Origin of the sequence: Pseudomonas quasicaspiana (assembly GCF_021147825.1) — a bacterium.
Classification (GTDB): domain Bacteria; phylum Pseudomonadota; class Gammaproteobacteria; order Pseudomonadales; family Pseudomonadaceae; genus Aquipseudomonas; species Aquipseudomonas quasicaspiana.
Map to the genome: position 1 here is coordinate 35,723 of NZ_JAGTPI010000008.1, position 22,316 is coordinate 58,038.

19 protein-coding genes and 1 pseudogene are annotated in these 22,316 nt (G+C 55.5%); 12 read left to right on the top strand and 8 right to left on the bottom strand.

The genetic code is table 11. The features are described from left to right. Nucleotides 1-27: 27 nt before the first annotated feature. The 3 genes from alg8 to yaaA all read right to left on the bottom strand — a co-directional run bounded on the left by alg8 (nt 28) and on the right by yaaA (nt 4,645). Nucleotides 28-1,509: a mannuronan synthase gene (gene alg8, locus KDX30_RS07640; protein WP_027898937.1), complete on the bottom strand. Its 1,482-nt coding sequence runs from the start codon at nt 1,507-1,509 to the stop codon at nt 28-30. 106 nt (nt 1,510-1,615) lie between these two features. Next, entirely contained in the window at nt 1,616-2,932 is a 1,317-nt protein-coding gene (locus tag KDX30_RS07645; RefSeq protein WP_027898936.1) for a nucleotide sugar dehydrogenase, read from the bottom strand. Between the two features lie 933 nt (nt 2,933-3,865). Then, nucleotides 3,866-4,645 carry a peroxide stress protein YaaA gene (yaaA, locus tag KDX30_RS07650; RefSeq protein WP_122703896.1) on the bottom strand — a complete coding sequence of 260 codons (780 nt, stop codon included), beginning with the start codon at nt 4,643-4,645 and terminating at the stop codon, nt 3,866-3,868. Nucleotides 4,646-5,219: 574 nt separating this feature from the next. Between yaaA and KDX30_RS07655 the strand changes: the two genes are divergently transcribed. The 5 genes from KDX30_RS07655 to moaE all read left to right on the top strand — a co-directional run bounded on the left by KDX30_RS07655 (nt 5,220) and on the right by moaE (nt 9,443). Next, nucleotides 5,220-6,356, top strand: coding sequence for a polysaccharide deacetylase family protein (locus KDX30_RS07655; RefSeq protein WP_231675418.1), 1,137 nt, complete (start codon nt 5,220-5,222; stop codon nt 6,354-6,356). A gap of 332 nt (nt 6,357-6,688) precedes the next feature. Next, a complete protein-coding gene (locus KDX30_RS07660; RefSeq protein WP_027900702.1) occupies nt 6,689-8,083 on the top strand; it encodes a PhoH family protein in 1,395 nt (464 codons plus the stop codon). Nucleotides 8,084-8,260: 177 nt separating this feature from the next. After that, nucleotides 8,261-8,749 (top strand): cyclic pyranopterin monophosphate synthase MoaC, encoded by a 489-nt coding sequence (gene moaC, locus KDX30_RS07665; protein ID WP_231675419.1) that lies wholly within the window; start codon nt 8,261-8,263, stop codon nt 8,747-8,749. Next, nucleotides 8,746-8,991, top strand: a complete 246-nt coding sequence (locus KDX30_RS07670; RefSeq protein WP_231675420.1) for a MoaD/ThiS family protein — start codon at nt 8,746-8,748, stop codon at nt 8,989-8,991. Before moaC ends, KDX30_RS07670 begins: the two co-directional genes overlap by 4 nt. Before the next feature lie 2 nt (nt 8,992-8,993). After that, nucleotides 8,994-9,443 (top strand): molybdopterin synthase catalytic subunit MoaE, encoded by a 450-nt coding sequence (moaE, locus tag KDX30_RS07675; protein WP_231675421.1) that lies wholly within the window; start codon nt 8,994-8,996, stop codon nt 9,441-9,443. 107 nt (nt 9,444-9,550) lie between these two features. Here the strand turns inward: moaE and rhlB are convergent. Together rhlB and KDX30_RS07685 are read right to left on the bottom strand one after the other, a co-directional pair. Continuing rightward, nucleotides 9,551-10,831: pseudogene (rhlB, locus tag KDX30_RS07680) on the bottom strand (ATP-dependent RNA helicase RhlB); the annotation flags it as partial. A gap of 575 nt (nt 10,832-11,406) precedes the next feature. Then, the gene (locus KDX30_RS07685; RefSeq protein WP_231675423.1) at nt 11,407-12,063 is read right to left on the bottom strand and encodes an alpha/beta hydrolase; all 657 of its coding nucleotides are present in this window, start codon (nt 12,061-12,063) and stop codon (nt 11,407-11,409) included. A gap of 480 nt (nt 12,064-12,543) precedes the next feature. Here KDX30_RS07685 and KDX30_RS07690 point away from each other — a divergent pair, with 480 nt between their 5' ends. The 4 genes from KDX30_RS07690 to KDX30_RS07705 all read left to right on the top strand — a co-directional run bounded on the left by KDX30_RS07690 (nt 12,544) and on the right by KDX30_RS07705 (nt 16,707). Beyond that, a complete protein-coding gene (locus KDX30_RS07690) occupies nt 12,544-13,572 on the top strand; it encodes an amino acid ABC transporter substrate-binding protein (protein ID WP_027900709.1) in 1,029 nt (342 codons plus the stop codon). Between the two features lie 70 nt (nt 13,573-13,642). Next, nucleotides 13,643-14,824: an amino acid ABC transporter permease gene (locus tag KDX30_RS07695; RefSeq protein ID WP_231675424.1), complete on the top strand. Its 1,182-nt coding sequence runs from the start codon at nt 13,643-13,645 to the stop codon at nt 14,822-14,824. A 10-nt stretch (nt 14,825-14,834) separates the two neighbouring features. Then, nucleotides 14,835-15,932 (top strand): amino acid ABC transporter permease, encoded by a 1,098-nt coding sequence (locus tag KDX30_RS07700; RefSeq protein WP_027900711.1) that lies wholly within the window; start codon nt 14,835-14,837, stop codon nt 15,930-15,932. Between the two features lie 10 nt (nt 15,933-15,942). Continuing rightward, a complete protein-coding gene (locus KDX30_RS07705) occupies nt 15,943-16,707 on the top strand; it encodes an amino acid ABC transporter ATP-binding protein (protein ID WP_027900712.1) in 765 nt (254 codons plus the stop codon). 314 nt (nt 16,708-17,021) lie between these two features. Here the strand turns inward: KDX30_RS07705 and KDX30_RS07710 are convergent, their stop codons facing one another. The 3 genes from KDX30_RS07710 to KDX30_RS07720 all read right to left on the bottom strand — a co-directional run bounded on the left by KDX30_RS07710 (nt 17,022) and on the right by KDX30_RS07720 (nt 19,053). Continuing rightward, nucleotides 17,022-17,702, bottom strand: coding sequence for a hypothetical protein (locus KDX30_RS07710; RefSeq protein WP_231675425.1), 681 nt, complete (start codon nt 17,700-17,702; stop codon nt 17,022-17,024). A 164-nt stretch (nt 17,703-17,866) separates the two neighbouring features. Continuing rightward, the gene (locus KDX30_RS07715; RefSeq protein ID WP_231675426.1) at nt 17,867-18,571 is read right to left on the bottom strand and encodes a DUF4225 domain-containing protein; all 705 of its coding nucleotides are present in this window, start codon (nt 18,569-18,571) and stop codon (nt 17,867-17,869) included. Next, nucleotides 18,571-19,053, bottom strand: a complete 483-nt coding sequence (locus KDX30_RS07720) for an Hcp family type VI secretion system effector (protein WP_099270410.1) — start codon at nt 19,051-19,053, stop codon at nt 18,571-18,573. Before KDX30_RS07720 ends, KDX30_RS07715 begins: the two co-directional genes overlap by 1 nt. 916 nt (nt 19,054-19,969) lie before the next feature. Here KDX30_RS07720 and KDX30_RS07725 point away from each other — a divergent pair. The 3 genes from KDX30_RS07725 (at nt 19,970) to KDX30_RS07735 (ending at nt 22,140) form a co-directional block, all read left to right on the top strand. Continuing rightward, nucleotides 19,970-21,196, top strand: coding sequence for an MFS transporter (locus KDX30_RS07725; RefSeq protein ID WP_231675427.1), 1,227 nt, complete (start codon nt 19,970-19,972; stop codon nt 21,194-21,196). 90 nt (nt 21,197-21,286) lie between these two features. After that, entirely contained in the window at nt 21,287-21,772 is a 486-nt protein-coding gene (locus KDX30_RS07730) for a nuclear transport factor 2 family protein (protein ID WP_027900718.1), read from the top strand. 44 nt (nt 21,773-21,816) lie between these two features. Beyond that, nucleotides 21,817-22,140, top strand: a complete 324-nt coding sequence (locus tag KDX30_RS07735) for a GIY-YIG nuclease family protein (RefSeq protein ID WP_231675428.1) — start codon at nt 21,817-21,819, stop codon at nt 22,138-22,140. Nucleotides 22,141-22,316 lie beyond the last annotated feature (176 nt).

The following is a 22,316-nucleotide window of genomic DNA, read 5'->3' on the forward strand; positions in this document are numbered from 1 at the left end:
CTTAAGCGATTAATCCGTTGGCCCGGTTTAAACCATCGTCAACAGCACTGCGACGAAGATGGTGCCAGCCGAGAAAGTCATGGTTCGAGATGACCAGGTGTTGAACCAACCCTGGAAACTGGCCATGTCACGGCTGAGTTTGGTGTCTTGACGCGTCCAGGACTGGCGGTCCAGGCGGAAGAAGACGTAGATCTTCATCAGTGCGCCGACGATCTGGTTGTAATAAAGAATGATGGGGTAGGCCGGTCCGATGTTGTGCCCAGACAAGGACAGCAGCAGGGTCAGGATCAAACGGGTTATCCCGATCCACAGCAAATACATCAGGATGAACACACCGCCGTATTTGAAGCTGGCGATGATCGCAACGGTGAGGCCGAGAATCGAGGTCCACATCGACACACGCTGGTCGAACAGCACGATGCTGGTGAAGATCCCGAGACGACGAACGCCCAGACCCAATGCACGCGAGTTCTGACGCAGGTTGTTGCCGTACCAGCGGTACATCAGTTTGCGGCTGGCCTTCAAGAAGCTCTTTTCCGGCGGGTGCTCAACGGTGTTGATCGTAGCGTCCGGCACGTAGAACGTGTCGTAGCCAAGACGCATCAGGCTGAACCAGCTGGACTTGTCATCACCGGTCAGGAACTTGAACGTACCCAGACGCCAGTGATGCAGCGAATCGCTTTCAACGTCGGCAATGAACTCAGGGTCAGTCACGACCGTGGCGCGGAACACTGACATACGACCGGTCATGGTCAGTACGCGCTTGGACAGGGCCATCGAGCACATGTTGATGTGACGCTGCGCGAAACGCAGTTTGTGCCACTCACTCATGATGTAGCCGCCGCGGACTTCGCAGAACTCGTTAGTGGTCAGGCCGCCGACATTGCCGAACAGCTGGAACCACGGAACAGTCTTGCGAACCACGCCTTCAGACAGCACGGTGTCGCCATCGATCACGGCGACCACAGCACGGTCGTCCGGCATGTGCCGGGAAATTGCGCGGAAGCCGAAAGCCAGACCGTCGCGTTTACCGGTACCGGCAATACGTACGAAGTCCAGTTTGACGTGAGCAGGCGGGTTGGCCTTTTCCCACATCGCTTTGACCAGCAACTCGTCTGACATTTCTACCAGGGAGCAGACCACGGTGGTCGGGTAGCCGCATTCAATGGCTTCGCGAATGACCGAGCTGTACACCTGGGCGGTGGTCAGTGCGTCGATACGAAAGCTGGTGACCATCAGGAACACGTGAGACGGGTCCGCCGACTTGCCCAGCTTGCGCACTTTGCGACGCAGGTGCGGGTAAACGATGTAGAGAAAGATCATGCCGCGCACAAAGTGCGTAGCGCCCATCGAGTAGCGCCAGATGCCCACGGCGCCAATCAGGAAAATAAAGTTCTTCGACTGTGAGTCGAAGATACTGGTAGGCAACGCGGTTGCGAGAGCCCCTAATAAACTCAGGTAGAACAACCAACCTGCGGCCTGTAGTAGACCATGCTTAAGCCTGTGCATATCTGGTATCCCTAGGTCAGTTGCAAGCTTCAAGCTGCAAGCCCCAAGTGGGGGTTGCAGCTTGAACTTTTGGCTTGCCGCTTTAAGCTTGTAGCTTGCCGCTGGTTTACCAGCAGATACCTTCAGCGCTAGCGTTTTCGGCAGTAGTGGTGGTCATGAAGCCGACCAGGTCCACAATCTGCTTGCCCGCTGGAGCCTTGTCGGCCAGGGCGCGGAAGCGCTCATCACGGTTGCCCAGGATGATCACGTCGGCGTGTTCGATCACAGCGTCGAAGTCCGAGTTCAGCAGGGACGAAACGTGCGGGATCTTGGACTCGATGTATTCCTTGTTGGCACCGTGAACACGAGCGTATTCAACGTTGCTGTCGTAGATGCTCAAGTCGAAGCCTTTACCGATCAGCATTTCAGCCAGCTCTACCAGCGGGCTTTCACGCAGGTCGTCAGTACCGGCCTTGAAGCTCAGACCCATCAGCGCGACTTTGCGAGTGTCGTGGGCAGCCACGATGTCGAAAGCGTTCTGAACCTGGGAAACGTTACTGCGCATCAGCGAGTTGAGCAGAGGTGCTTCAACGTCCAGGCTGCCAGCACGGTAGGTCAGGGCGCGGACGTCTTTTGGCAGGCAAGAACCGCCGAAAGCGAAGCCTGGACGCATGTAGTACTGGGACAGGTTCAGTTGCTTGTCCTGGCAAACCACTTCCATTACTTCACGACCATCGACGCCGCACGCTTTGGCAATGTTGCCGATTTCGTTGGCGAAGGTGACCTTGGTGGCGTGCCACACGTTGCAGGTGTACTTGATCATTTCGGCAACAGCGATGTCCTTGCGGATGATCGGTGCGTCGAGTTCTTCGTACAGAGCTTGCAGCACGTCGCCGGACGCTTTATCGAACTCGCCGATAACGGTCATTGGCGGGTGATCGTAGTCTTTGATCGCGGTGCTTTCGCGCAGGAACTCAGGGTTCACTGCAACGCCGAAGTCGACACCGGCTTTTTTGCCGGAGCAGTCTTCGAGGATTGGGATCACAACGTTGGCAACAGTGCCCGGCAGAACGGTGCTGCGCACAACGATAGTGTGACGGGTGTCTTTTTCACGCAGTACGAAGCCGATTTCGCGGCAAACGGATTCGATGAAATCGAGTTCCAGGTCGCCGTTTTTCTTGCTTGGAGTACCCACGCAGATCATCGACACGTCAGTGGCGCGGATGGCCTCGGAAAAGTCCGTGGTGCCACGCAGTTTGCCAGTGCGAATACCCTTGTCCAGAAGCTCGCCCAGACCAGGCTCTACGATTGGCGATTTGCCGTTATTGATAAGGTCGATTTTGGCGCTGGAGATATCAACACCAACAACATCATGACCCCGCGCAGAAAGGCAACCGGCACATACTGCACCGACGTAACCCAAACCAAAGATGCTGATACGCATCGTACTCTCCTCGATTTACACGCCATTAAGTTGGCTGGATATTGAATTTTGGCCAGCAGGTATCGCGCACTCGGAGGTGGGACTTAAAGAAGTCTCACAACAAGTACAGGCATATTTAAAAAAGACGAGTGCCAGAAGTAACTAAGGCAATCTCAAATACTGCTGAGTCTTGAACGGCAAGTAACCTGGCTGTGACAGCGACAGGGCCTCGCTCTGGGATGTGGTAAACCACTCCTTTAGGTGCTGACGCTGTCTTGATACCGACAGACCCGGACCAGAGCCTTGGGCTGCCATGCCTCAATGTCGCGCTCTGCACTTGAACAGTGCTTTGCCATACGACTAAAACTTTGTAAGTGTGAGCCAATCTCCCGACTGCCTACCGCCGCTGATCCTGAGATCAGTGTGATGAACGGCAACTTCCACATTTTCTACACCCCTTGTAAGTGATCTCTCACAAGGAGGGCGAGAATTGTTACGGGATGTAGGAGCGTTTGATTTCGGGATAAGTTCCGGGCCACTCGTCCTCTTTTTGAGAATTTTTCTTTTTGAAGGCCCGGATGAGGTGATTGCACGGTGATGCCATCTGGGCTGAAGGCCTTGTAGGGCAAGGGTTGCCGCCGAGTCGGTGTGAGGATGCTACTACTGTGAACAAGCCAAATGCTACTACACAAAAAATTTGTTAATTTTTTGAGAAAAACACTAACTAAAAAAAGGTGACTGTTAGTTGGCGACAGTAAATTGTCAAAGTGCAATTTGCATGACGTTTATAAGGGGATAAATAGCATAGTGCAGGGGATAAACTCGTCTTAAGCGGGTTAATACGAATGTTGTGGAATGCCTTTGACCGGAAAAGCAGCATTTCAGGCAGTGAAAATGCCGCGAAAGCGCCAGCGTCTTGCCCGGTCAAAGCGGGTCCTCCTGCGGAGCGAAGAGCTACGATTCGGGCGTGTCGCGCAGGAATACCAGGCGGGTTGCCGTTGACTGCTCTTTGCTGAAGCGATAACCCCCGACGTCGAACTGTTTCAGTGCATCCGGTGTATCGATTTTTTCCGATATAACAAAGCGGCTCATCATGCCCCGCGCCTTCTTGGCGTAGAAGCTGATGATCTTGTATTGGCCGTTCTTCAGGTCTTTGAAATCGGTATCGATGATGCGCGCGTTTAATGCAGGACGTTTAACGGCAGAAAAGTACTCGTTGGACGCCAGGTTCAACAGCAGGTCATCGCCTTGTTCTGCCAGTGCCTCGTTCAGCCACTCACTGATTCGTGTGCCCCAGAACGCGTAGAGATCCTTGCCGCGAGCATTGGCGAGTTTGGTGCCCATTTCCAGCCTGTAGGGCTGCATCAGGTCCAGTGGGCGCAACAGACCATAAAGGCCGGACAGCATGCGCAAGTGATCCTGGGCATAGCTGAGTTCAGTTTCACTCAGTGTTTCGGCTTGCAAGCCGGTGTACACGTCGCCTTTAAAAGCCAGCAGCGCCTGCTTGGCATTCTCCGGAGTGAACGCTGGGTTCCAGCTGCCGAAACGTGCGGCATTGAGCCCTGAGAGCTTGTCGGAAAGGTGCATCAATTCGCCGATCTGTGCGGGGGTCAATTCGCGCAGTATCTCGATCAGCTCCTGGGAGTGATCCAGATACTGCGGCTGGGTAAAACGTTCGGTAGTCGGCGGGGTTTCGAAATCCAGGGTTTTTGCCGGGGAAATCACCATCAGCATGGGGTCGTCTCCTTTAATCGTCGGACGATTCTAGGGGCTGTTGCTGGCTGACTCCAGCTATGGTGGCGATAGGAGAGATGTTTTGACGCGTGGCGCAGGGCTGTAGGGGTGTGCGTTCAGGTAGGAGGCAACTTGTTGGGGAGAGGGTTGACGCGGTTCTTCAGGCACACCGCCTCGCGAACAAGTTCGCTCCTACCGGGTAGCGCCTTTTCACGGACACGCGGCGAGCCGACATTCACGCATAGCCGGTAGGAGGCAACTTGTTGGCGAGAGAGGGTTGACGCGGTTCTTCAGGCACACCGCCTCGCGAACAAGTTCGCTCCTACCGGGTATCGTCTTTTTACGGACACTCGGCGAGCCGACGTTCACGCATGGCCGGTAGGAGGCAACTTGTTGGGGAGAGGGTTGACGCGGTTCTTCAGGCATACCGCCTCGCTAACAAGTTCGCTCCTACCGGGTGGCGCCTTTTCAGGGGACGCAGAAGCATTTGTATCGGCGCGGACACAAGCCCAGCCACTCATATCAGCTATAGTGCGGCGCTTATCCAGGTTCGATGTTCAGGGAGCGATTGGTGTTGCGTAAGTTTCTAGCAGTGTGCGCGTGTCTGTTCAGCGTTCAGGCCATGGCGGCTCCGCCTCCGGTTGCAACCATTGACCGTAGCCTTTGGCCAGAACGGCTGGAATCGCCTGATCTGTTCGATGTGGCATCTCGTGCGGAGATTCTCGGCTTTGCCCACGAATTGCTGGCTAGCGAAGCACTGGACGAGGAGGGGCTCAAGAAGCGTCTGGGGCTCAGGTACGTTAACGTGCCGTCACTGAATCTGCTTCGTCACCGCCTCTGGAATCGTTTGCTGGAGGGTTACCAGAGCGCGCAATTGAGCTGCCCCCAGGATGCCTCGTTCTGCGTGTTGGTCGAGGACATGGACCAGCTGCGCCAGCGCGCCGCCGAATTCACAATCGCCAGTGATTCGTTCTACGCCAACTGGGCTGCGCCGAGTGCGACCTTTCATGAGCGCTATCTCAACGAACTGATGTACATGGCGGCGTTATTCCCGCAAACCAGCAGTGAAATCGCCCTATATAACTCTGATGAGTTAAGTGGCGATGAAATGGCTGACCGTACCTTTCAGATGAATTTCGAAGGTGGCCCCACCGGCGCTGACGGGGGCACCGACTGGCTGACTGACTTCATGCGTCAGCAGAAGATGAACGCGACGTTCTTCGTATTGGGTAAGAACCTGCAGGAGCGCCTCGCCGCGACTAACGGCACCGCGTTGCAATCGCTTTATCGTCTGCAGTGCGTCGGCATTCAGGGATGGGAATATCGCTCGCATAGCCAGTGGCTGGAGTGGCAAGACTCGGTGCGTCGAAGTGAGGGCTTGACCCAGCAACTGCTACCCGACAACTTCATCCCGCTGTTCCGCCCTCCCTACGGTCATCGACGTGCGGACAGCGGGCAGTTCTTTCGTGATCAGAATCTGCGGGTGTCGCTGTGGAATATCGATGCGCAGGACAGCAATGGTCGACTGACGTCCGAGCAGATCACCGACCGGATTGTGAACCTGATGTTGCTGTGGCGGCGAGGGACAGTGGTGTTTCACGACGCCAGTGCGAGGGTGCAGTCGGCAGTGCCGCTGTTACTGGCAAACACCGCGCAAAGCGAGCTGATCTGGGACGATTGCCACAATATCCCTGACAAGCCCGCAGAATAAGGGCTTGCGTTCATTTTCCGGGAAGGATGAGGCGAATTTTCCGACGGTTTTGGGTAGAGCGGACTTCCGACTGTAAACGGGCTTGGGCAGGTCGCCAAGGGCTATTCGTCATACTGTGAAATAAACTTCAAAAAAGTGTCAAAGTGCTTTTTTCTGTCATGTGTTTTGCGGTATTACCACTATCAGACCGCCGAAACCTGCAACACAGGTGGCGTCCTCCAAGACTCCATCTTGAGCATTTCTCTCCTGCCCTAAGGAGAGAGCCCGGCGGCCTTTTCGTGGCGCAGTGTGAGTGGTTCTGCGTCACCTGGCTTTTATAAAGGTGAGCGAGTATGGATGATCACGGACGCACCCCTTCTTCTACCCAGCCAATCCTTTACGTGCTCGATACCAACGTACTGATTCACGATCCAAATGCACTGCTGAATTTCGAAGAACACCGCGTCGCCATCCCCATGACCGTGCTGGAAGAGCTGGACAAGCTCAAAGCCGGTAAACATTCGGTCGCTGCCGAATGCCGTCAAGCCATCCGCCTGATCGACAAGACACTGGGCGAAGCCACGCCTGAAGAAGTCGAGAAGGGCGTACCCATCGACCGTGGCACCGGAGTCTTCAAGGGCTTCCTGTCGATCATGATGAGCAAACGCGAGGAGCCCAACAGCCTTCTGCCTGAACACCTCAACGACAACATCATCATCAACCAATTGATTGACCTGCATGCGCGCGACAAGGACTTGCGTCTTGTGCTGGTCACTAAAGACATCAACATGCGTCTCAAGGCGCGTGCCTGCGGGATCGCTGCCGAAGACTACAGCACCGACCAGTTGGTCGATGACGTGTCGATGCTGTCCCGTGGTTATCACAACGTGACCGGGTCCTTCTGGGACCGGGTCAGTAAAGTCGACACCCGTCAGGATCACGGCCGTACCTGGCACCGCGTGCAAATGACTGAAATGCTGCCGTCGGTACACATCAACGAGTTCATCATCGACGAGCAGGGATTTGTCGGCTGGGTCAAAGGCGTCAAGGCCGACGAACTGATGATCCTCGACATGCACCAGGAGCCACTGCTACATCAGGAAGCCTGGGGTCTCAAACCGCGTGATATCTATCAGGGGCTGGCGCTGTTCGCCTTGCTTGACCCGGATATCCATCTGGTCAACCTGTCCGGCGCTGCCGGGTCGGGTAAAACCATCCTGGCGCTGGCAGCGGCCATTGAGCAGACCATGGTCAGCAAGCGTTATCGGCGCATTATTGCCACTCGTAGCGTGCAGGGTCTCGACCAGGAGATCGGCTTCCTGCCAGGCACCGAAGCAGAAAAAATGGAGCCTTGGCTGGGCGCCATCACCGACAACCTCGAAGCCTTGCACATGGATGACGAAAACACCCATGGCAGCGTCGATTACATCCTCAGCAAAGTGCCGTTGCAGTTCAAATCCCTCAACTACATACGGGGTCGCAGCTTCCAGCAAAGCCTGATTTTGATCGATGAATGTCAGAACCTGACGCCGCACCAGATGAAAACCATCATCACTCGCGCCGGCGCCGGTTCAAAAGTGGTCTGCCTGGGCAACCTCGCGCAGATCGATACTCCATACTTGTCGGCCACCAGTTCCGGGCTCACCTACCTGACGGAGCGCTTCAAAGACTTCCCGAACGGCGTGCACATCTCGCTGCAAGGCGTGCCACGCTCAATCCTGGCTGAATATGCGGAGTCGCATTTGTAAGCATTGAAGATCCCCACCCGTGGGAGCGAATTCATTCGCGAAGAGGCCGTTTCAGGCACATAAATGTGTCGGATGGGATGGCCTCTTCGCGGATTAATCCGCTCCCACAATTGTTTCATGCCCTGTCGGTTGCTTTGTTTAGGTTTACAATCCCCGCTCCTGTTCAGGAGTAACGTTGTGCTCACTCATCTAGATTCCCAAGGTCGCGCCAATATGGTCGACGTCACTGATAAAGCTGTGACGTCCCGTGAGGCGGTGGCCGAAGCATTAATTCGTATGCTGCCCGACACGCTGCAAATGATGGTCAGCGGTGGGCATCCCAAGGGGGATGTGTTTGCCGTGGCGCGTATTGCCGGTATTCAGGCGGCTAAGAAGACCAGTGATCTTATCCCGCTGTGTCACCCTTTGATGTTGACCAGTATCAAGGTGGAGCTCAGCGCTGAAGGCGAAGACGCTGTGCGCATCGTCGCCCGCTGCAAGCTGGCCGGGCAGACCGGTGTAGAAATGGAGGCGCTGACCGCTGCCAGCGTCGCTGCGCTGACCATCTATGACATGTGTAAGGCGGTTGATCGCGGCATGGTCATCGAGAACGTTCGCTTGCTGGAAAAGCTCGGCGGCAAAAGCGGCCACTTCATTGCCGACGAAACGGCACCGGAGGCTCCATGAGCATCAGCGTCCAGTATTTCGCCCGTTACCGGGAAACCCTGGGTACTGACGGTGAGCAGGTTGACGGCGAGTTCGCCACTATCGACACACTGCGCTTGCACTTGCTTGAGCGCGATGGCGTATGGCAGGTATTGGCCGAGCAGAACCTGATGTGCGCTCGCAATCAGGAGCTGTGTCAGTTGGATGAGCCGTTGCAGGCCGGCGACGAAGTGGCATTCTTCCCGACCGTGACCGGAGGCTGAGCATGGCGATTCGGGTTCAGGCGGAACCGTTCGATCCAGGCTTTGAAGTCAACGCTCTGCATGCGGCTAACGTCGGCATCGGCGCGGTGGTCAGCTTTGTGGGCTACGTACGGGACTTTAACGAAGGGCGGGAAGTCTCGGGGATGTTCCTGGAACACTATCCCGGCATGACCGAAAAGGCATTGGGCAAGATTGTGCTTGAGGCCGAACAGCGCTGGCCATTGCTCAGGCTGGAGGTGCTGCATCGGGTTGGCGCGCTGGAACCGGGGGAGCCGATTGTGTTTGTCGGCGTTGCCAGTGCCCATCGTCAGGCAGCCTTCGAGGCCTGTGATTTCGTGATGGACTACCTCAAGACCCGTGCACCGTTCTGGAAGAAGGAAAACACGTCAGAAGGGCCGAAATGGGTCGAGGGGCGGGCGAGTGATAAAGCGGCGGCGGGGCGGTGGGAATAAACAAGCCTGTAGGAGCGCGCTTGCCCGCGATTGGATGTACCAGGCGACATTTTCATCGACTGGACTGACGCTATCGCGGGCAAGCGCGCTCCTACAGGGAGTGAGCGCTACTGAGGCTGTGCTGGCTTACGCACTACCGCACGCAACAACTCGGTCGGCGGTGTTTCGCAGCTGATCTTGCGACCCAGCTTCTCTTCAATCGCAGGCAGTTGATAAGAGTCATCTTCACCGGCGAAGCTGATCGAAACACCTGCTGCACCCGCCCGGCCTGTACGGCCAATGCGGTGTACGTAGTCATCCGGCACTTCCGGCAGGGTGAAGTTGATCACATGACTGATACCGTCGATATGAATCCCGCGACCGGCGACATCCGTGGCAACCAGTACGCGAATCTTGCCTTCGCGGAAGCCTTCCAGCGTTTTGATGCGTTTGTGTTGTGGCACATCACCTGACAACTGCGCGGCGTTCACGCCATCACGTACCAGGCGTTCTTCGATGCGACGTACTTCGTCCTTGCGGTTGGCAAACACCATGACGCGTTCCCAGCCGTTGTCGGTGACCAGGTTGTAGAGCAACTTGTATTTATCGGCACCGGCGACCGCGTAGATATGCTGCTCAACGTTTTCGCTGGCGACCTGCTCGGCTTCGATTTCAACGATGGCCGGCTCGGTGGTCCACTGCTTGGCGAGGTTCATCACGTCGTCAGTGAAAGTGGCGGAGAACAGCAGGGTCTGGCGTTCGCCTTTGTGTGGCGTCTGGCGAATGATCGAGCGCACCTGCGGGATGAAGCCCATGTCGAGCATGCGGTCGGCTTCGTCGAGGACCATCACTTCGACCATGTCCAGATGCACTTCGCCGCGCTGGTTGAAGTCCAGCAAACGGCCAGGGGTGGCGACCAGAATGTCGCAATGACGGGCTTCAAGCTGTTTGAGCTGTTTATCGAAGTCCATGCCGCCCACAAACGTCATGACGTTCAGGTCGGTGTACTTGGTCAGGTCAGCAGCGTCCTTGGCGATCTGCACCACCAGTTCCCGGGTCGGGGCGATGATCAGTGCGCGAGGTTCGCCCATATAGCGCTCTTTGGGCGGTGGTGTCTGAGTCAACTGCGAGATGATCGAGATAAGGAACGCTGCGGTCTTTCCGGTACCGGTCTGCGCGCGGCCGATGGCGTCTTGGCCCTTGAGGGTGAACCCCAGCACCTGTGCCTGAATCGGCGTGCAGTAAGGGAAACCGAGGTCTTGAATCGCGTGCATCAATTCGGGTGCGAGGGCGAAGTCATGAAAGCGGGTTTTGCCTTCCTGAGGTTCGACGACGAAATCTTCGAGTTTCCAGGGAATAACGACCGGCTTGGGCGCACGTTCGCGACGTGGGCGCTCGGGTTTGGGTTTGGCGACGACGGCAAGGTCTGCCGTTTCAGCCAGTGCACTCGGCTCTTTATCGTCTGCACGGGGTTGGGCAGGTGCCTTGGCTGCAGCGCTGCGATCCCTTGAGTGGCCTTCAGTCTTGCTTTGCGGGGCAGGGGAAGGAGTAACAGGGCCAGCAGCGAGCGGCTCAGCCTCGCTTTTACCGAACATCTTTTTAAGTGCTTTGAGCACGGTCATCTCATCAGTTGGTTAAGGAATGTACGCCCAGCAGTGTAAAGCAAGAATCGGGCGCGGCGTAGTGTCATGCCAAACGGGCTACATATGCCCCAATTTGTGGGACCGGCTTTGACCGGGAGGGCGGAGTCTCTGACCAGGCAGGCCCTGCGTCTCACCAACAACCTGGCTCTTATAAAACAACAAATAACTATCTGATTTTGAATGCTTTTTACTATACGAGCGCGCTTGCCCGCGATAGCGTCAGCATAGGCGATAGATTCATCGACTGATGGACCGGATCGCGGGCAAGCGCGCTCCTACAGGTCCCGTTTGCCGTGAGGCAGCGTGCCGCTCCCGGGGATTTGCGCCCTACAAGCTCCCAATCAGATGAGCTTGTCGATCAGCCAGGCACGAATGTCAGAAATCTCCTGCGGTAACACTTGGTGTTCCATTGGGTATTCCTGCCATGTGACGGTTACGCCTTGAGCCTTCAAACACTCATAAGCCGCCAGCCCCATGGATTTCTGGACCACGTTGTCGAATGTGCCATGCAAGCAGCACACCGGAATGCGTTTCTGACTATCCGAAAGCTGTAATTGATCGCCAAATGTCGGTGCGTAAGTGGAGAGGGCAAGTACCCCGCCCAATGGACCCTGCCAGCGCTTGAAAGCGGTATGCAGCACCACCGCGCCACCTTGGGAAAATCCTGCGAGGAAGATCCGCGCCGGGTCGATTCCGCTGTTGCGTTGGCCTTCTACAAGGTCGAGAACTGTCTGCGCGGAAACCTCCAACTGGTCGTGATCGATAGCGCGGGCGGGGCTCATGGCCCTGATGTCGTACCAGCTCGGCATCTCATAGCCGCCGTTGATCGTCACGGCCTGGGTCGGTGCCTGAGGCAGGATGAAGCGTGTAGTCAGCAGCGATTCCTGAAGTGCTTCAGCGACCGGCATGAAGTCATAACGATCTGCGCCAAGGCCATGCAGCCAGATAACGCATGCGTCTGGAGTGTTAACAGGTTCGAGAATCAGAGGGTTGGTCATGAGTGCTCTATCCGGGTGCGCTCGCTCTTTTGCAGTGCGTTAATGCGGTGCGCGTGTTGTTAAAAATGAAAGAAGATGTCGCAAGGTTACAAGTTTTTCTCTTGACCTGTCGCTAATTCGACATCGCCACCATACTGGTACGGCGTTTGCTATGAAAAACCGGGGAGTGAAGCGCTTACCTCGTTCGGTAACACTATTGTGCTATTACCGAGACTCAACGGGAGCAAGCACGGAGTCCATGCATCAGGATTTACGGCACGGTTCATCCTGTACCGGATTGGTTCAGGAACATCATGGGGCTTGAATCCTGTAGGCCGTCTAAGATCATGAGGCGAGCGATGAGATGACCTCACGCTCGGCTCATGAACTGGCCTGAAAGTCGGATGACCCAAAAATAAGCCAGCACGGGTCGTCAATGCCTCACAAGGGTGCGACGGGATTGAAGCGCCTAAACAACAAAGAGCAAAACTGGAGGTTTGAATGAAGATGTTGAAATCCACCCTGGCTGTAGTAGCCGCCGCAGCAGCACTCGGCGTGAGCAGTTTTGCTCAGGCAGGCGCAACACTGGACGCCATTCAGAAGAAAGGCTTTGTACAGTGCGGCGTCAGCGATGGCCTGCCAGGTTTCTCCGTTCCTGATGCTACCGGCAAGATCACCGGTATCGACGCCGACGTCTGCCGCGCTGTTGCTGCTGCCGTTTTCGGTGACGCCACCAAAGTAAAATTCAGCCAGCTGAACGCCAAAGAGCGTTTCACCGCGCTGCAATCGGGCGAGATCGACATTCTGTCGCGTAACACCACCTGGACCAGCTCCCGCGATTCGGGCATGGGTCTGGTTTTCGCTGGTGTGACTTACTACGACGGCATCGGCTTCCTGGTAAACAACAAGCTGGGCGTCAAAAGCGCCAAGGAACTGGATGGCGCAACCATCTGTATCCAGGCTGGTACTACCACCGAACTTAACGTTTCCGACTACTTCCGTTCGAACGGTCTGAAATACACCCCGATCACTTTCGACACCTCTGACGAAAGCGCCAAGTCCCTGGAAGGCGGCCGTTGCGACGTACTGACTTCCGACCAGTCGCAGCTTTACGCACAGCGCAGCAAACTGGCCAGCCCGGCTGACTACGTGGTTCTGCCAGAAGTGATCTCGAAAGAGCCACTGGGCCCAGTCGTACGTAAAGGCGACGAAGAGTGGTTCTCCATTGTGAAATGGACCCTGTTCGCAATGCTCAACGCCGAAGAAGCCAAAGTGACTTCGAAAAACGTTGAAGCTGAAGCCAAGTCCACCAAGAACCCTGACGTTGCCCGTATGTTGGGTGCTGATGGCGCTTACGGTGCCGACCTGAAACTGCCGAAAGACTGGGTAGTGCAGATCGTCAAACAAGTCGGTAACTACGGCGAAGTGTTTGAACGCAACCTGGGCGAATCGACCCCGCTGAAAATCAAGCGCGGCCAGAACGCTCTGTGGAATGCCGGCGGCATCCAGTACGCTCCACCAATTCGTTGATTGACCCGACGCCCGACAGCCTTCACCGGCTGTCGGGCGTCGTTTTGTTTCATTTTTCCTGGGGCACTTCATGGAAAAGCAAATCGTCGCACCCAAGCAAAAGCTCTCCTTGAGCGACCCAAAAGTGCGCGCGTGGTTATTTCAGATCATTACCGTACTGGCGGTGGTCTCGTTGGGCTGGTTCATGTTCGACAACACCCAGACCAACCTCCAGCACCGTGGTATTACCTCGGGTTTTGGATTTCTTGAACGCAGTGCCGGGTTTGGCATTGCGCAGCATTTGATCGATTACACGGAAGCGGACAGCTATGCCCGGGTGTTTGTCATCGGCTTGCTTAATACGCTGCTGGTGTCGGTCATCGGTATTTTCCTGGCCACAATCCTGGGCTTCATCATTGGCGTTGCACGCTTGTCACCGAACTGGATGATCAGCAAGCTGGCAACCGTCTATGTGGAAGTCTTCCGTAACATCCCGCCGTTGTTGCAGATCCTGTTCTGGTACACCGCTGTGTTCCTGACCCTGCCGGGTCCGAGACAAGCGCACGGTTACTTCGACATGTTCTTTATCAGCAGCCGCGGTTTGAACATGCCAAGCGCCGTCGCCGCGGAAGGTGCCTGGCCATTCGTGACCAGCATCATCGTGGCTGTCGTCGCTATCGTGGCGATGACCCGTTGGGCCAACAAGCGCTTTGAAGCCACCGGCGAGCCGTTCCACAAGTTCTGGGCTGGTCTGGCGCTGTTTCTGGGTATTCCGGCTCTGAGCATGCTGATTTTCGGTGCCCCGGTGCACTGGGAAGTGCCAGAACTCAAAGGCTTCAACTTTGTTGGCGGCTGGGTACTGATTCCTGAACTGATCTCCCTGACCCTGGCCCTGACGGTCTACACCGCAGCGTTTATCGCGGAAATCGTGCGTTCGGGTATCAAGTCGGTCAGCCACGGTCAGACGGAAGCAGCTCGCTCCCTGGGTTTGCGCCCTGGGCCGACCCTGCGCAAGGTCATCATCCCGCAGGCGCTGCGTGTGATCATCCCGCCATTGACCAGCCAATACCTGAACCTGGCGAAGAACTCCTCGCTGGCGGCCGCTATTGGTTACCCGGAAATGGTTTCGTTGTTTGCCGGTACCGTGCTCAACCAGACCGGTCAGGCCATCGAAGTTATTGCCATCACCATGAGCGTGTACCTGGCGATCAGTATCAGCATTTCCCTGCTGATGAACTGGTACAACAAGCGCATTGCGCTGATCGAGCGGTGAGGAAACCCGCATGACTACTCATACTTTCAAACCTGACATGCCACCACCGGGCAAAGTATTCGGCCCGGTAGCGTGGATGCGGCAGAACCTGTTCTCCAGCTGGATCAACACGCTGCTGACCTTGTTCTCGCTGTACCTGATTTACCTGGTCGTTCCGCCGATCCTCAGTTGGGCTTTGCTGGACGCCAACTGGATCGGTACAACACGGGCTGACTGCACCAAGGACGGCGCGTGCTGGGTGTTTATCCAACAGCGCTTCGGCCAGTTCATGTACGGCTACTTCCCGAACGAGCTGCGCTGGAGGGTGGACTTGACCGCCATTCTGGCAATCGTCGGTGCGGCGCCGCTGTTTATCTCGAAGTTTCCGCGTAAAGCGATTTACGCCATCGGCTTCCTGATTGTTTACCCGATTGTTGCTTTCTACCTGCTGAGCGGAGGCGCGTTTGGTCTCACCCACGTGGCGACCAGCCAGTGGGGCGGCCTGATGTTGACGCTGGTGATCGCCACTGTCGGTATCGCCGGTGCATTGCCTCTGGGTATTTTGCTGGCGCTGGGTCGTCGTTCCAACATGCCTGCGGTGCGTGTGGTGTGTGTGACGTTCATCGAGTTCTGGCGCGGCGTGCCGTTGATCACCGTGCTGTTCATGTCGTCGGTGATGTTGCCGCTGTTCATGCCGGAAGGGATGAACTTCGACAAGCTGCTGCGGGCCCTGATCGGCGTTATCCTGTTCCAGTCGGCGTACATCGCTGAAGTGGTTCGGGGCGGCATGCAGGCAATCCCTAAAGGTCAGTACGAAGCTGCCGCGGCCATGGGCCTCGGTTACTGGCGCAGCATGGGCCTGGTGATTCTGCCGCAGGCGTTGAAGATGGTTATTCCCGGCATCGTCAACACCTTCATTGCCCTGTTCAAAGACACCAGTCTGGTGATCATTATCGGCCTGTTCGACCTGCTCAACAGCGTCAAACAAGCCACCGCCGACCCGTCGTGGTTGGGTATGGCCACCGAGGGCTATGTCTTCGCAGCCCTGGTGTTCTGGATCTTCTGTTTCGGTATGTCCCGCTATTCCATGCACTTGGAACGCAAGCTGGACACAGGCCACAAGCGTTAGGAGTTTTGACATGAGTGAAGTTATCACCAAGCCTCTGGGCGCCGAAGGCATGATCCGGATGGAAGGCGTCCACAAGTGGTACGGCCAGTTCCACGTGCTCAAGGACATCAACCTGAACGTGCGTCAGGGCGAGCGTATCGTGTTGTGCGGCCCTTCGGGCTCGGGCAAATCCACGACCATTCGTTGCCTGAACCGTCTGGAAGAGCACCAGCAAGGCAAGATCATCGTCGATGGCACCGAACTGACCTCGGACCTGAAGCAGATCGAAACCATCCGCCGCGAAGTCGGCATGGTGTTCCAGCACTTCAACCTGTTCCCGCACCTGACCATTCTGCAGAACTGCACACTGGCCCCGATGTGGGTCCGCAAGATGCCGAAGAAAAAGGCCGAAGAAATCGCCATGCACTACCTGGAGCGCGTACGCATTCCGGAGCAGGCGCATAAATTCCCGGGCCAGCTTTCCGGCGGTCAGCAACAGCGTGTGGCGATTGCCCGTGCCCTGTGCATGAAGCCGAAAATCATGCTGTTCGACGAGCCGACCTCGGCACTCGACCCGGAAATGGTGAAAGAGGTTCTGGACACCATGGTAGGCCTGGCAGAAGAAGGCATGACCATGCTCTGCGTAACCCACGAAATGGGCTTCGCCCGCACCGTGGCCAACCGCGTGATCTTCATGGACAAAGGCGAAATCGTCGAACAGGCTGCGCCGAACGACTTCTTCGACAATCCACAGAGTGACCGTACGCGTCTGTTCCTGAGCCAGATCCTGCATTGATTGGTTGAGTGATGGACTGAAAAACCCGGACGTTGAGTTCGGGTTTTTTTATGGGGATTGGGAAGGCTGGAATTGCTGTTCAACGGGTAGGAGCGAACTTGTTCGCGAGGCGGTTTGTCTGGCAACACTGACCTCAGAGTGTGTTCACCGATCTCCTCAGACGTCTTATTGGTCTGGTGCTTTGTTTTAGACATAGAGTGTCGGCAGATAGAATAAGTGGCAGCCAAAGATGAAAAGTAGGTTAAATGTCAGGCTGGTCATGATTTTTTATTCTTCGCTCGTCTGAAAGTACCTTGATAAGTGAAGCGGAAAAGTTATTTTAACTTTTTCATTTCTGATTTTCTCTTGAAGCCATGATGAATAACTGTCCCGAAAAGCCACAGAGCCAAGAAAAATATATAGATTATCGCTTTTGCGAGATTTCGCCATGGTGACGTTTGGACGTCGAAATCGGTAAGCCTATCAAGTAAAACTATTGCCATGGTGGCGCAGTAGATAGTAATAACCAGCAAAATCCAATTCGGTTGTAAGCCTCGTAATATGTTCCGGAGTTTTTTGCCAGCTGGGTTTAATGCGCGATGTTGTTCTTTTAAAAATTTAGGGCTGTAACGCTTCACTCTATGATATTTGTACGTGATGTAGGTTCCAGTTGCTACTAAAATCAAATATAAAGTCGCTCCCAAGAATATACGTGTAGGCATGTCTACCGATTCGGTAGGGATTACTTGGATTAGGAGGGCGCCAATCATCACGGCGTAGAAAGCGGACGTCGCCAGTATGATTGTCGTCCATTTTGCGAAAAAAAGGCCTCGATTTATAGTGATGTCAAGTAAAGTCATGAAGCTGTTGCTGAATGCTAATGAGGGAGTTGTGTCGTGGAAAGCTTTGGCGTCGAGCATGCCAATATGACGGCAGTGAAAAAAAGAAAAGACAAGGCCTAAAAAAACTATCCAGGAATTTTCGAAAGTTTCTATTAGCGGGAATTTTCCTACCATGAAAAAATTCATCTGTACCAGCGCTAATGTAATGTTGTAAATAAAACCCAACTTGAACAGAAGTCCGCGGTGACGAGCTTTTGATATGTATCCTGATAGCAGGAGTGAGGGTAGGAAGCACGCTATGCTTAGGCATAAATAGCTTAGGTGTTGAAGTGTTGAACTCATTTTGTTTTTTGCCACTCGTCTAGCATGCTTTTCGTCGTAATTGTGCCGGCCGCAGCATCAATTCCCAGTACTGTCTTAGAGGATTCCTTGTATGCCCTAACGTAGTCACTATCGATATGTCGAAATAAACGCCACGCCTCCTTTTTTACTGTAAGTCTGTATGCGCCGAATACAGATAATCCGACGTCGACAGCTCCATAAGCAATATTTCCTGCGGTCTTGCTTCCGCTAAAATATTCAGAGATCGCTTGATAAGGGACTCGACCCCAGCCCTCAGTGTCAGATCTTCCTTCAAGCAAATTATTGCCATTTTCATATAGGTTATTCAAGCCGTGTCCGATGACTATAGCGGCGGGTGCGCACATCCACCCAATTGAGCCGACACATATCCCTACACCTCCTGTGACTTGAAGTCCGCCAGCGATTAGCCCAATACTTTGGGTAGCAATTCGTACTGACTGATCCTTCAAACTCTCCTGCTCACCCTCCAGCGCCTTCACTCCCTCCGCAACACTCTTCCTCCCACCCTCAACATCCCGAACAATCCCCTGCGCGTAATACGCCACTTCCCGATTAAATTGCAGCCGCAACATACCGTCCTGAATATGCTGCATGCTCAAAGTGCAAGCGTGATTCGTCAGCGCTACAGCGGCCTGTGTAAGCTGCTTGTTCTCGGAAGTCTTTGATTTTGGATCTGCCATCAGGACTCGCCCCAATAGCTATAACCACTGGTCCCTGCGGCGTGGTGGGTCCAGCTAATGTCGCCATAACGGATGGCGAGTTGTTCGACGGGTTCGGCGTCGTTATCCAGGGTGACGTGAGGTGTCTGGACAATCAGATTTTCGATGACCGCTTCCGTGATCTCGACGGTGTAGAACTTCTCCTGACTGCCATTGGGTGTGGTGCGATAGAAATCGATCTTGCAGGTAATGGATTCCCGTTGCGCCAAGGCTTGGGCCAACAACGGAGAAGACTTGTCGATGTTCTTGGTAATGACCACGGGCATGTGCGTGGCGCGGTCGATGTTCGCGACGTTGGCCATTTGGTGCGTGTAGGACAGCACCATGATTTCGTTCTGGTGTGCTTCCTGGCATTTATTACCCATGGACTCAGGGGTCGAACAGCCTGCGGAGATATCGCCCTGTTCCTTGCCCTTGATGGTCATGTAGATGGGATGAGCCATGGAGTGATCGCCTGAAATAAATGGGCGATCAGTTTATGGATGGGAGATTCAGGGTTATGTAGGGCATTTCTGTGATTGTTGAAGGGCTTTGCGCTGATAGTATTTCGAGCATCCAGTGGGAGCGAATTCATTCGCGAAGGCGGTGTATCAGGTTCGATGTGTTTTGTTGACCCAGCGACTTCGCGAATGAATTCGCTCCCACGGTTGTATCAGGCTTCCTGTTTATTCAGGGATTTCTCCACCGTCCCACAGGCCATATCAATCAAGTGCACCACCGAAAAAACGCCAGGTCACGTTTGCTGCCACTCAGTTGGTCGGCGGATTCATAGGCAATCGAAAGGGGGCGGCTGTGCAGCAGGTTAGTAGACCGGACAATAGGAAAACCGGCGCACCCGAAGATGCCCTGCGCACAGCCACCGTAAAGGTGAACACCTGTGCGCCTATTGGTCCGGGCTACTAAACCCGATCGCTGATGTGCAGCGACGGAGGCAGCCTGGTGAGACGGATTTGCAGGCGCAAGTGAGGGACAAGTTTCTCGGAAAGGTCTGGCAGTGGGAAGGGATCAGGTCTGGCAAATGTGTTGCGGCAAGTGGCTTCAGGGCAGAAGCAGGGCTGATGATGTTTCCAGTGGCGCGCAAATCTGTGGGAGCTGGGCTTGGTCTGGGCGGCATTCCGACGATGAACGATAACTCATTGTAAGGCTTGACACCTTATCGCCCATATCGCGGGCAAGCCTCGCTCCCACAGGTTCTCTGTTTAGCGCTCCATAGTGCTGTGTCAGAGACATCTCACAGGAGATCGCATTTCAGTTCAGGGCTGTATTCAATCCGAGCGAAACTTGTATTCGTTGCTGTTCTCCAACACGATGCACCTTTTTGGCGCTCTGCGCCGCTTCACTACCTGCCCTGAGAAAACAATGACGACCAAGGCGCCATCGGCGAGCTCTACCCCACAACATCCTTCTTCTGTACTCGATCGGCCGTGGCTGTTGCTGCTCGGGCTGGTGCTGGTGGCGCTTAACCTGCGTCCGGCGCTGGCGAGTATGGCACCGCTGCTCAGCAGTGTTTCCAGCAGCCTGGGGCTCTCATCCGCTTCGGCGGGGCTGCTGACCACTCTGCCGGTGTTGTGTCTTGGGTTGTTCGCGCCGCTGGCCCCGCGATTGGCGCGGCGCTTTGGCAGTGAGCAGGTGGTGTTGGGGATTTTACTGACCCTGGCCGCCGGTATCTTGTTGCGTAGCCTGTTCGGTGAGGTCGGGTTGTTTGCGGGCAGTGTTCTGGCTGGCGCGAGCATCGGTGTGATTGGCGTGCTGCTGCCGGGTATCGTTAAACGCGACTTCCCCAAACAGGCCGGTACGATGACCGGCGTCTACACCATGGCCTTGTGTCTGGGCGCAGCCTTGGCGGCTGGTTCGACGGTACCGCTGACTCAATATTTCGGCGATGACTGGGCCATCGGCCTGGGCTTCTGGATGATTCCAGCATTGTTGGCGGCACTCATCTGGTGGCCCCAGGCTCGGCAAAAGCACGATGTGAATCAAGTGACTTATCGCGTGCGTGGCCTGTTGCGCGATCGCCTGGCCTGGCAAGTCACCCTTTACATGGGGCTGCAGTCTTCGCTGGCTTATATCGTGTTTGGCTGGTTGCCTTCGGTGTTGATCGGCCGGGGCATGAGCCCTACGGATGCCGGTTTAATGATGTCCGGGTCGATCATGGTTCAGTTGATCAGCGCATTGACCGCGCCTTGGCTGGCGACTCGCGGCAAGGATCAACGCCTGGGCGTGCTGGTGGTCATGTCCATGTCGCTGGCCGGATTATTTGGGTGTTTGTATGCGCCCATCGATAGCCTGTGGGGCTGGGCTATTTTGCTGGGGTTGGGGCAGGGTGGTGCCTTCAGTATCGCGTTGACGCTGATCGTGCTGCGGTCCAGGGACTCCCATGTTGCGTCGAACCTGTCGGGCATGGCGCAGGGCATTGGTTATACCATCGCTTCCATTGGCCCATTTGCCGTAGGCGTCGTGCATGACGTTACCGGTGGTTGGGATTCCATCGGCTGGATCTTCGCGGTGCTCGGCTTGTCGGCGATCATTGCGGGGCTTGGTGCCGGACGAGCGCTTTATGTGCAGGTGAGTAGCGAAAAAGTCTGACTCCAGGCATTTGTCTCGCTTATGCCCATGGCAAAACCAGCGATTGCCGCTTATCGTGCAGGCACCTTTTGCTCCAACGGACCTGCATGCATGAGCGACGAAGACAAACGCCTGATCAATAACGCGCTGATTACCCGCTTTTACGAGGCCTTCAATCGCCTGGATGCCGAGGCGATGGCTGCGTGTTACACCGATGACGTGCTGTTCAGCGATCCAGTCTTTGGCGAGTTGCGCGGCCAGCAGGCTTGCGACATGTGGCGCATGCTCACCTCGCGGGCCAAGGACTTTTCCCTGACCTTCGATAGCGTCCGCGCTGATGAACGCAGCGGCGCAGCGCACTGGATTGCCACGTATCTGTTTAGTCAGACCGGCAATACCGTGGTCAACGACATTCAGGCGCGCTTCGTGTTTCGCGACGGCAAGATCGCGGAGCATCATGATCAATTTGACCTGTGGCGCTGGTCTCGACAGGCCTTGGGCACCAAAGGCCTGTTGCTCGGCTGGACGCCGTTTGTACAGAACGCTATCCGCGCTCAGGCGCAGAAGGGCCTGAAGGCGTTTCAGGCCGGACGTTAAGCCTCTGATAGAATCGCGGCTTTCGCACCATTTGATCTGTTGCCATGCCTGAAGCCTTGTCCTCATCCGTCAACGAGACACCCGAACCAGCGGTCAGCAAACCTTGGTTCGTGTACTTGGTGCGCGCTGAAAACGGCTCGTTGTACTGCGGCATCAGCGACGATCCGCAGCGCCGTTTTGCGGCCCATCAGAGTGGCAAAGGTGCACGCTACTTTTATTCCAGCCCGGCGGTGGCACTTGTTTATGTTGAGCAGTGTGTGAGCAAGGGGGAGGCGTTGCGCCAGGAGCGGTTGATCAAGAAATTGAGGAAGAGTGCGAAGGAGTGTCTGGCGGCGGGGTATTGCACCACGCTGCCCCGCGTTAAATAGCGGACCTCTATGCTGGGCTGCGAACACAATTCCCGTGGGAGCGAATTCATTCGCGAAGAGGCCGGTACATCCGCAGCTTATGCATCGTGTGGAATATCGCTTTCGCGAATGAATTCGCTCCCACTGGGTTCTGTATTCTTTCAGGCACACCTCGCTCTTGTACGCTTTGTCGGAGG

Bases quoted from the DNA above. Each gene is read 5' to 3' on its own strand.
- KDX30_RS07715 (WP_231675426.1), bottom strand. From the start codon at position 18,571: ATGGCAGATCCAAAATCAAAGACTTCCGAGAACAAGCAGCTTACACAG.
- yaaA (WP_122703896.1), bottom strand. From the start codon at position 4,645: ATGCTGATGGTGATTTCCCCGGCAAAAACCCTGGATTTCGAAACCCCG.
- KDX30_RS07730 (WP_027900718.1), top strand. From the start codon at position 21,287: ATGAGCGACGAAGACAAACGCCTGATCAATAACGCGCTGATTACCCGC.
- KDX30_RS07660 (WP_027900702.1), top strand. From the start codon at position 6,689: ATGGATGATCACGGACGCACCCCTTCTTCTACCCAGCCAATCCTTTAC.
- KDX30_RS07725 (WP_231675427.1), top strand. From the start codon at position 19,970: ATGACGACCAAGGCGCCATCGGCGAGCTCTACCCCACAACATCCTTCT.
- KDX30_RS07690 (WP_027900709.1), top strand. From the start codon at position 12,544: ATGAAGATGTTGAAATCCACCCTGGCTGTAGTAGCCGCCGCAGCAGCA.
- KDX30_RS07720 (WP_099270410.1), bottom strand. From the start codon at position 19,053: ATGGCTCATCCCATCTACATGACCATCAAGGGCAAGGAACAGGGCGAT.
- KDX30_RS07700 (WP_027900711.1), top strand. From the start codon at position 14,835: ATGACTACTCATACTTTCAAACCTGACATGCCACCACCGGGCAAAGTA.
- KDX30_RS07685 (WP_231675423.1), bottom strand. From the start codon at position 12,063: ATGACCAACCCTCTGATTCTCGAACCTGTTAACACTCCAGACGCATGC.
- KDX30_RS07705 (WP_027900712.1), top strand. From the start codon at position 15,943: ATGAGTGAAGTTATCACCAAGCCTCTGGGCGCCGAAGGCATGATCCGG.
- KDX30_RS07735 (WP_231675428.1), top strand. From the start codon at position 21,817: ATGCCTGAAGCCTTGTCCTCATCCGTCAACGAGACACCCGAACCAGCG.
- KDX30_RS07695 (WP_231675424.1), top strand. From the start codon at position 13,643: ATGGAAAAGCAAATCGTCGCACCCAAGCAAAAGCTCTCCTTGAGCGAC.
- KDX30_RS07710 (WP_231675425.1), bottom strand. From the start codon at position 17,702: ATGGTAGGAAAATTCCCGCTAATAGAAACTTTCGAAAATTCCTGGATA.
- KDX30_RS07645 (WP_027898936.1), bottom strand. From the start codon at position 2,932: ATGCGTATCAGCATCTTTGGTTTGGGTTACGTCGGTGCAGTATGTGCC.
- moaE (WP_231675421.1), top strand. From the start codon at position 8,994: ATGGCGATTCGGGTTCAGGCGGAACCGTTCGATCCAGGCTTTGAAGTC.
- alg8 (WP_027898937.1), bottom strand. From the start codon at position 1,509: ATGCACAGGCTTAAGCATGGTCTACTACAGGCCGCAGGTTGGTTGTTC.
- KDX30_RS07670 (WP_231675420.1), top strand. From the start codon at position 8,746: ATGAGCATCAGCGTCCAGTATTTCGCCCGTTACCGGGAAACCCTGGGT.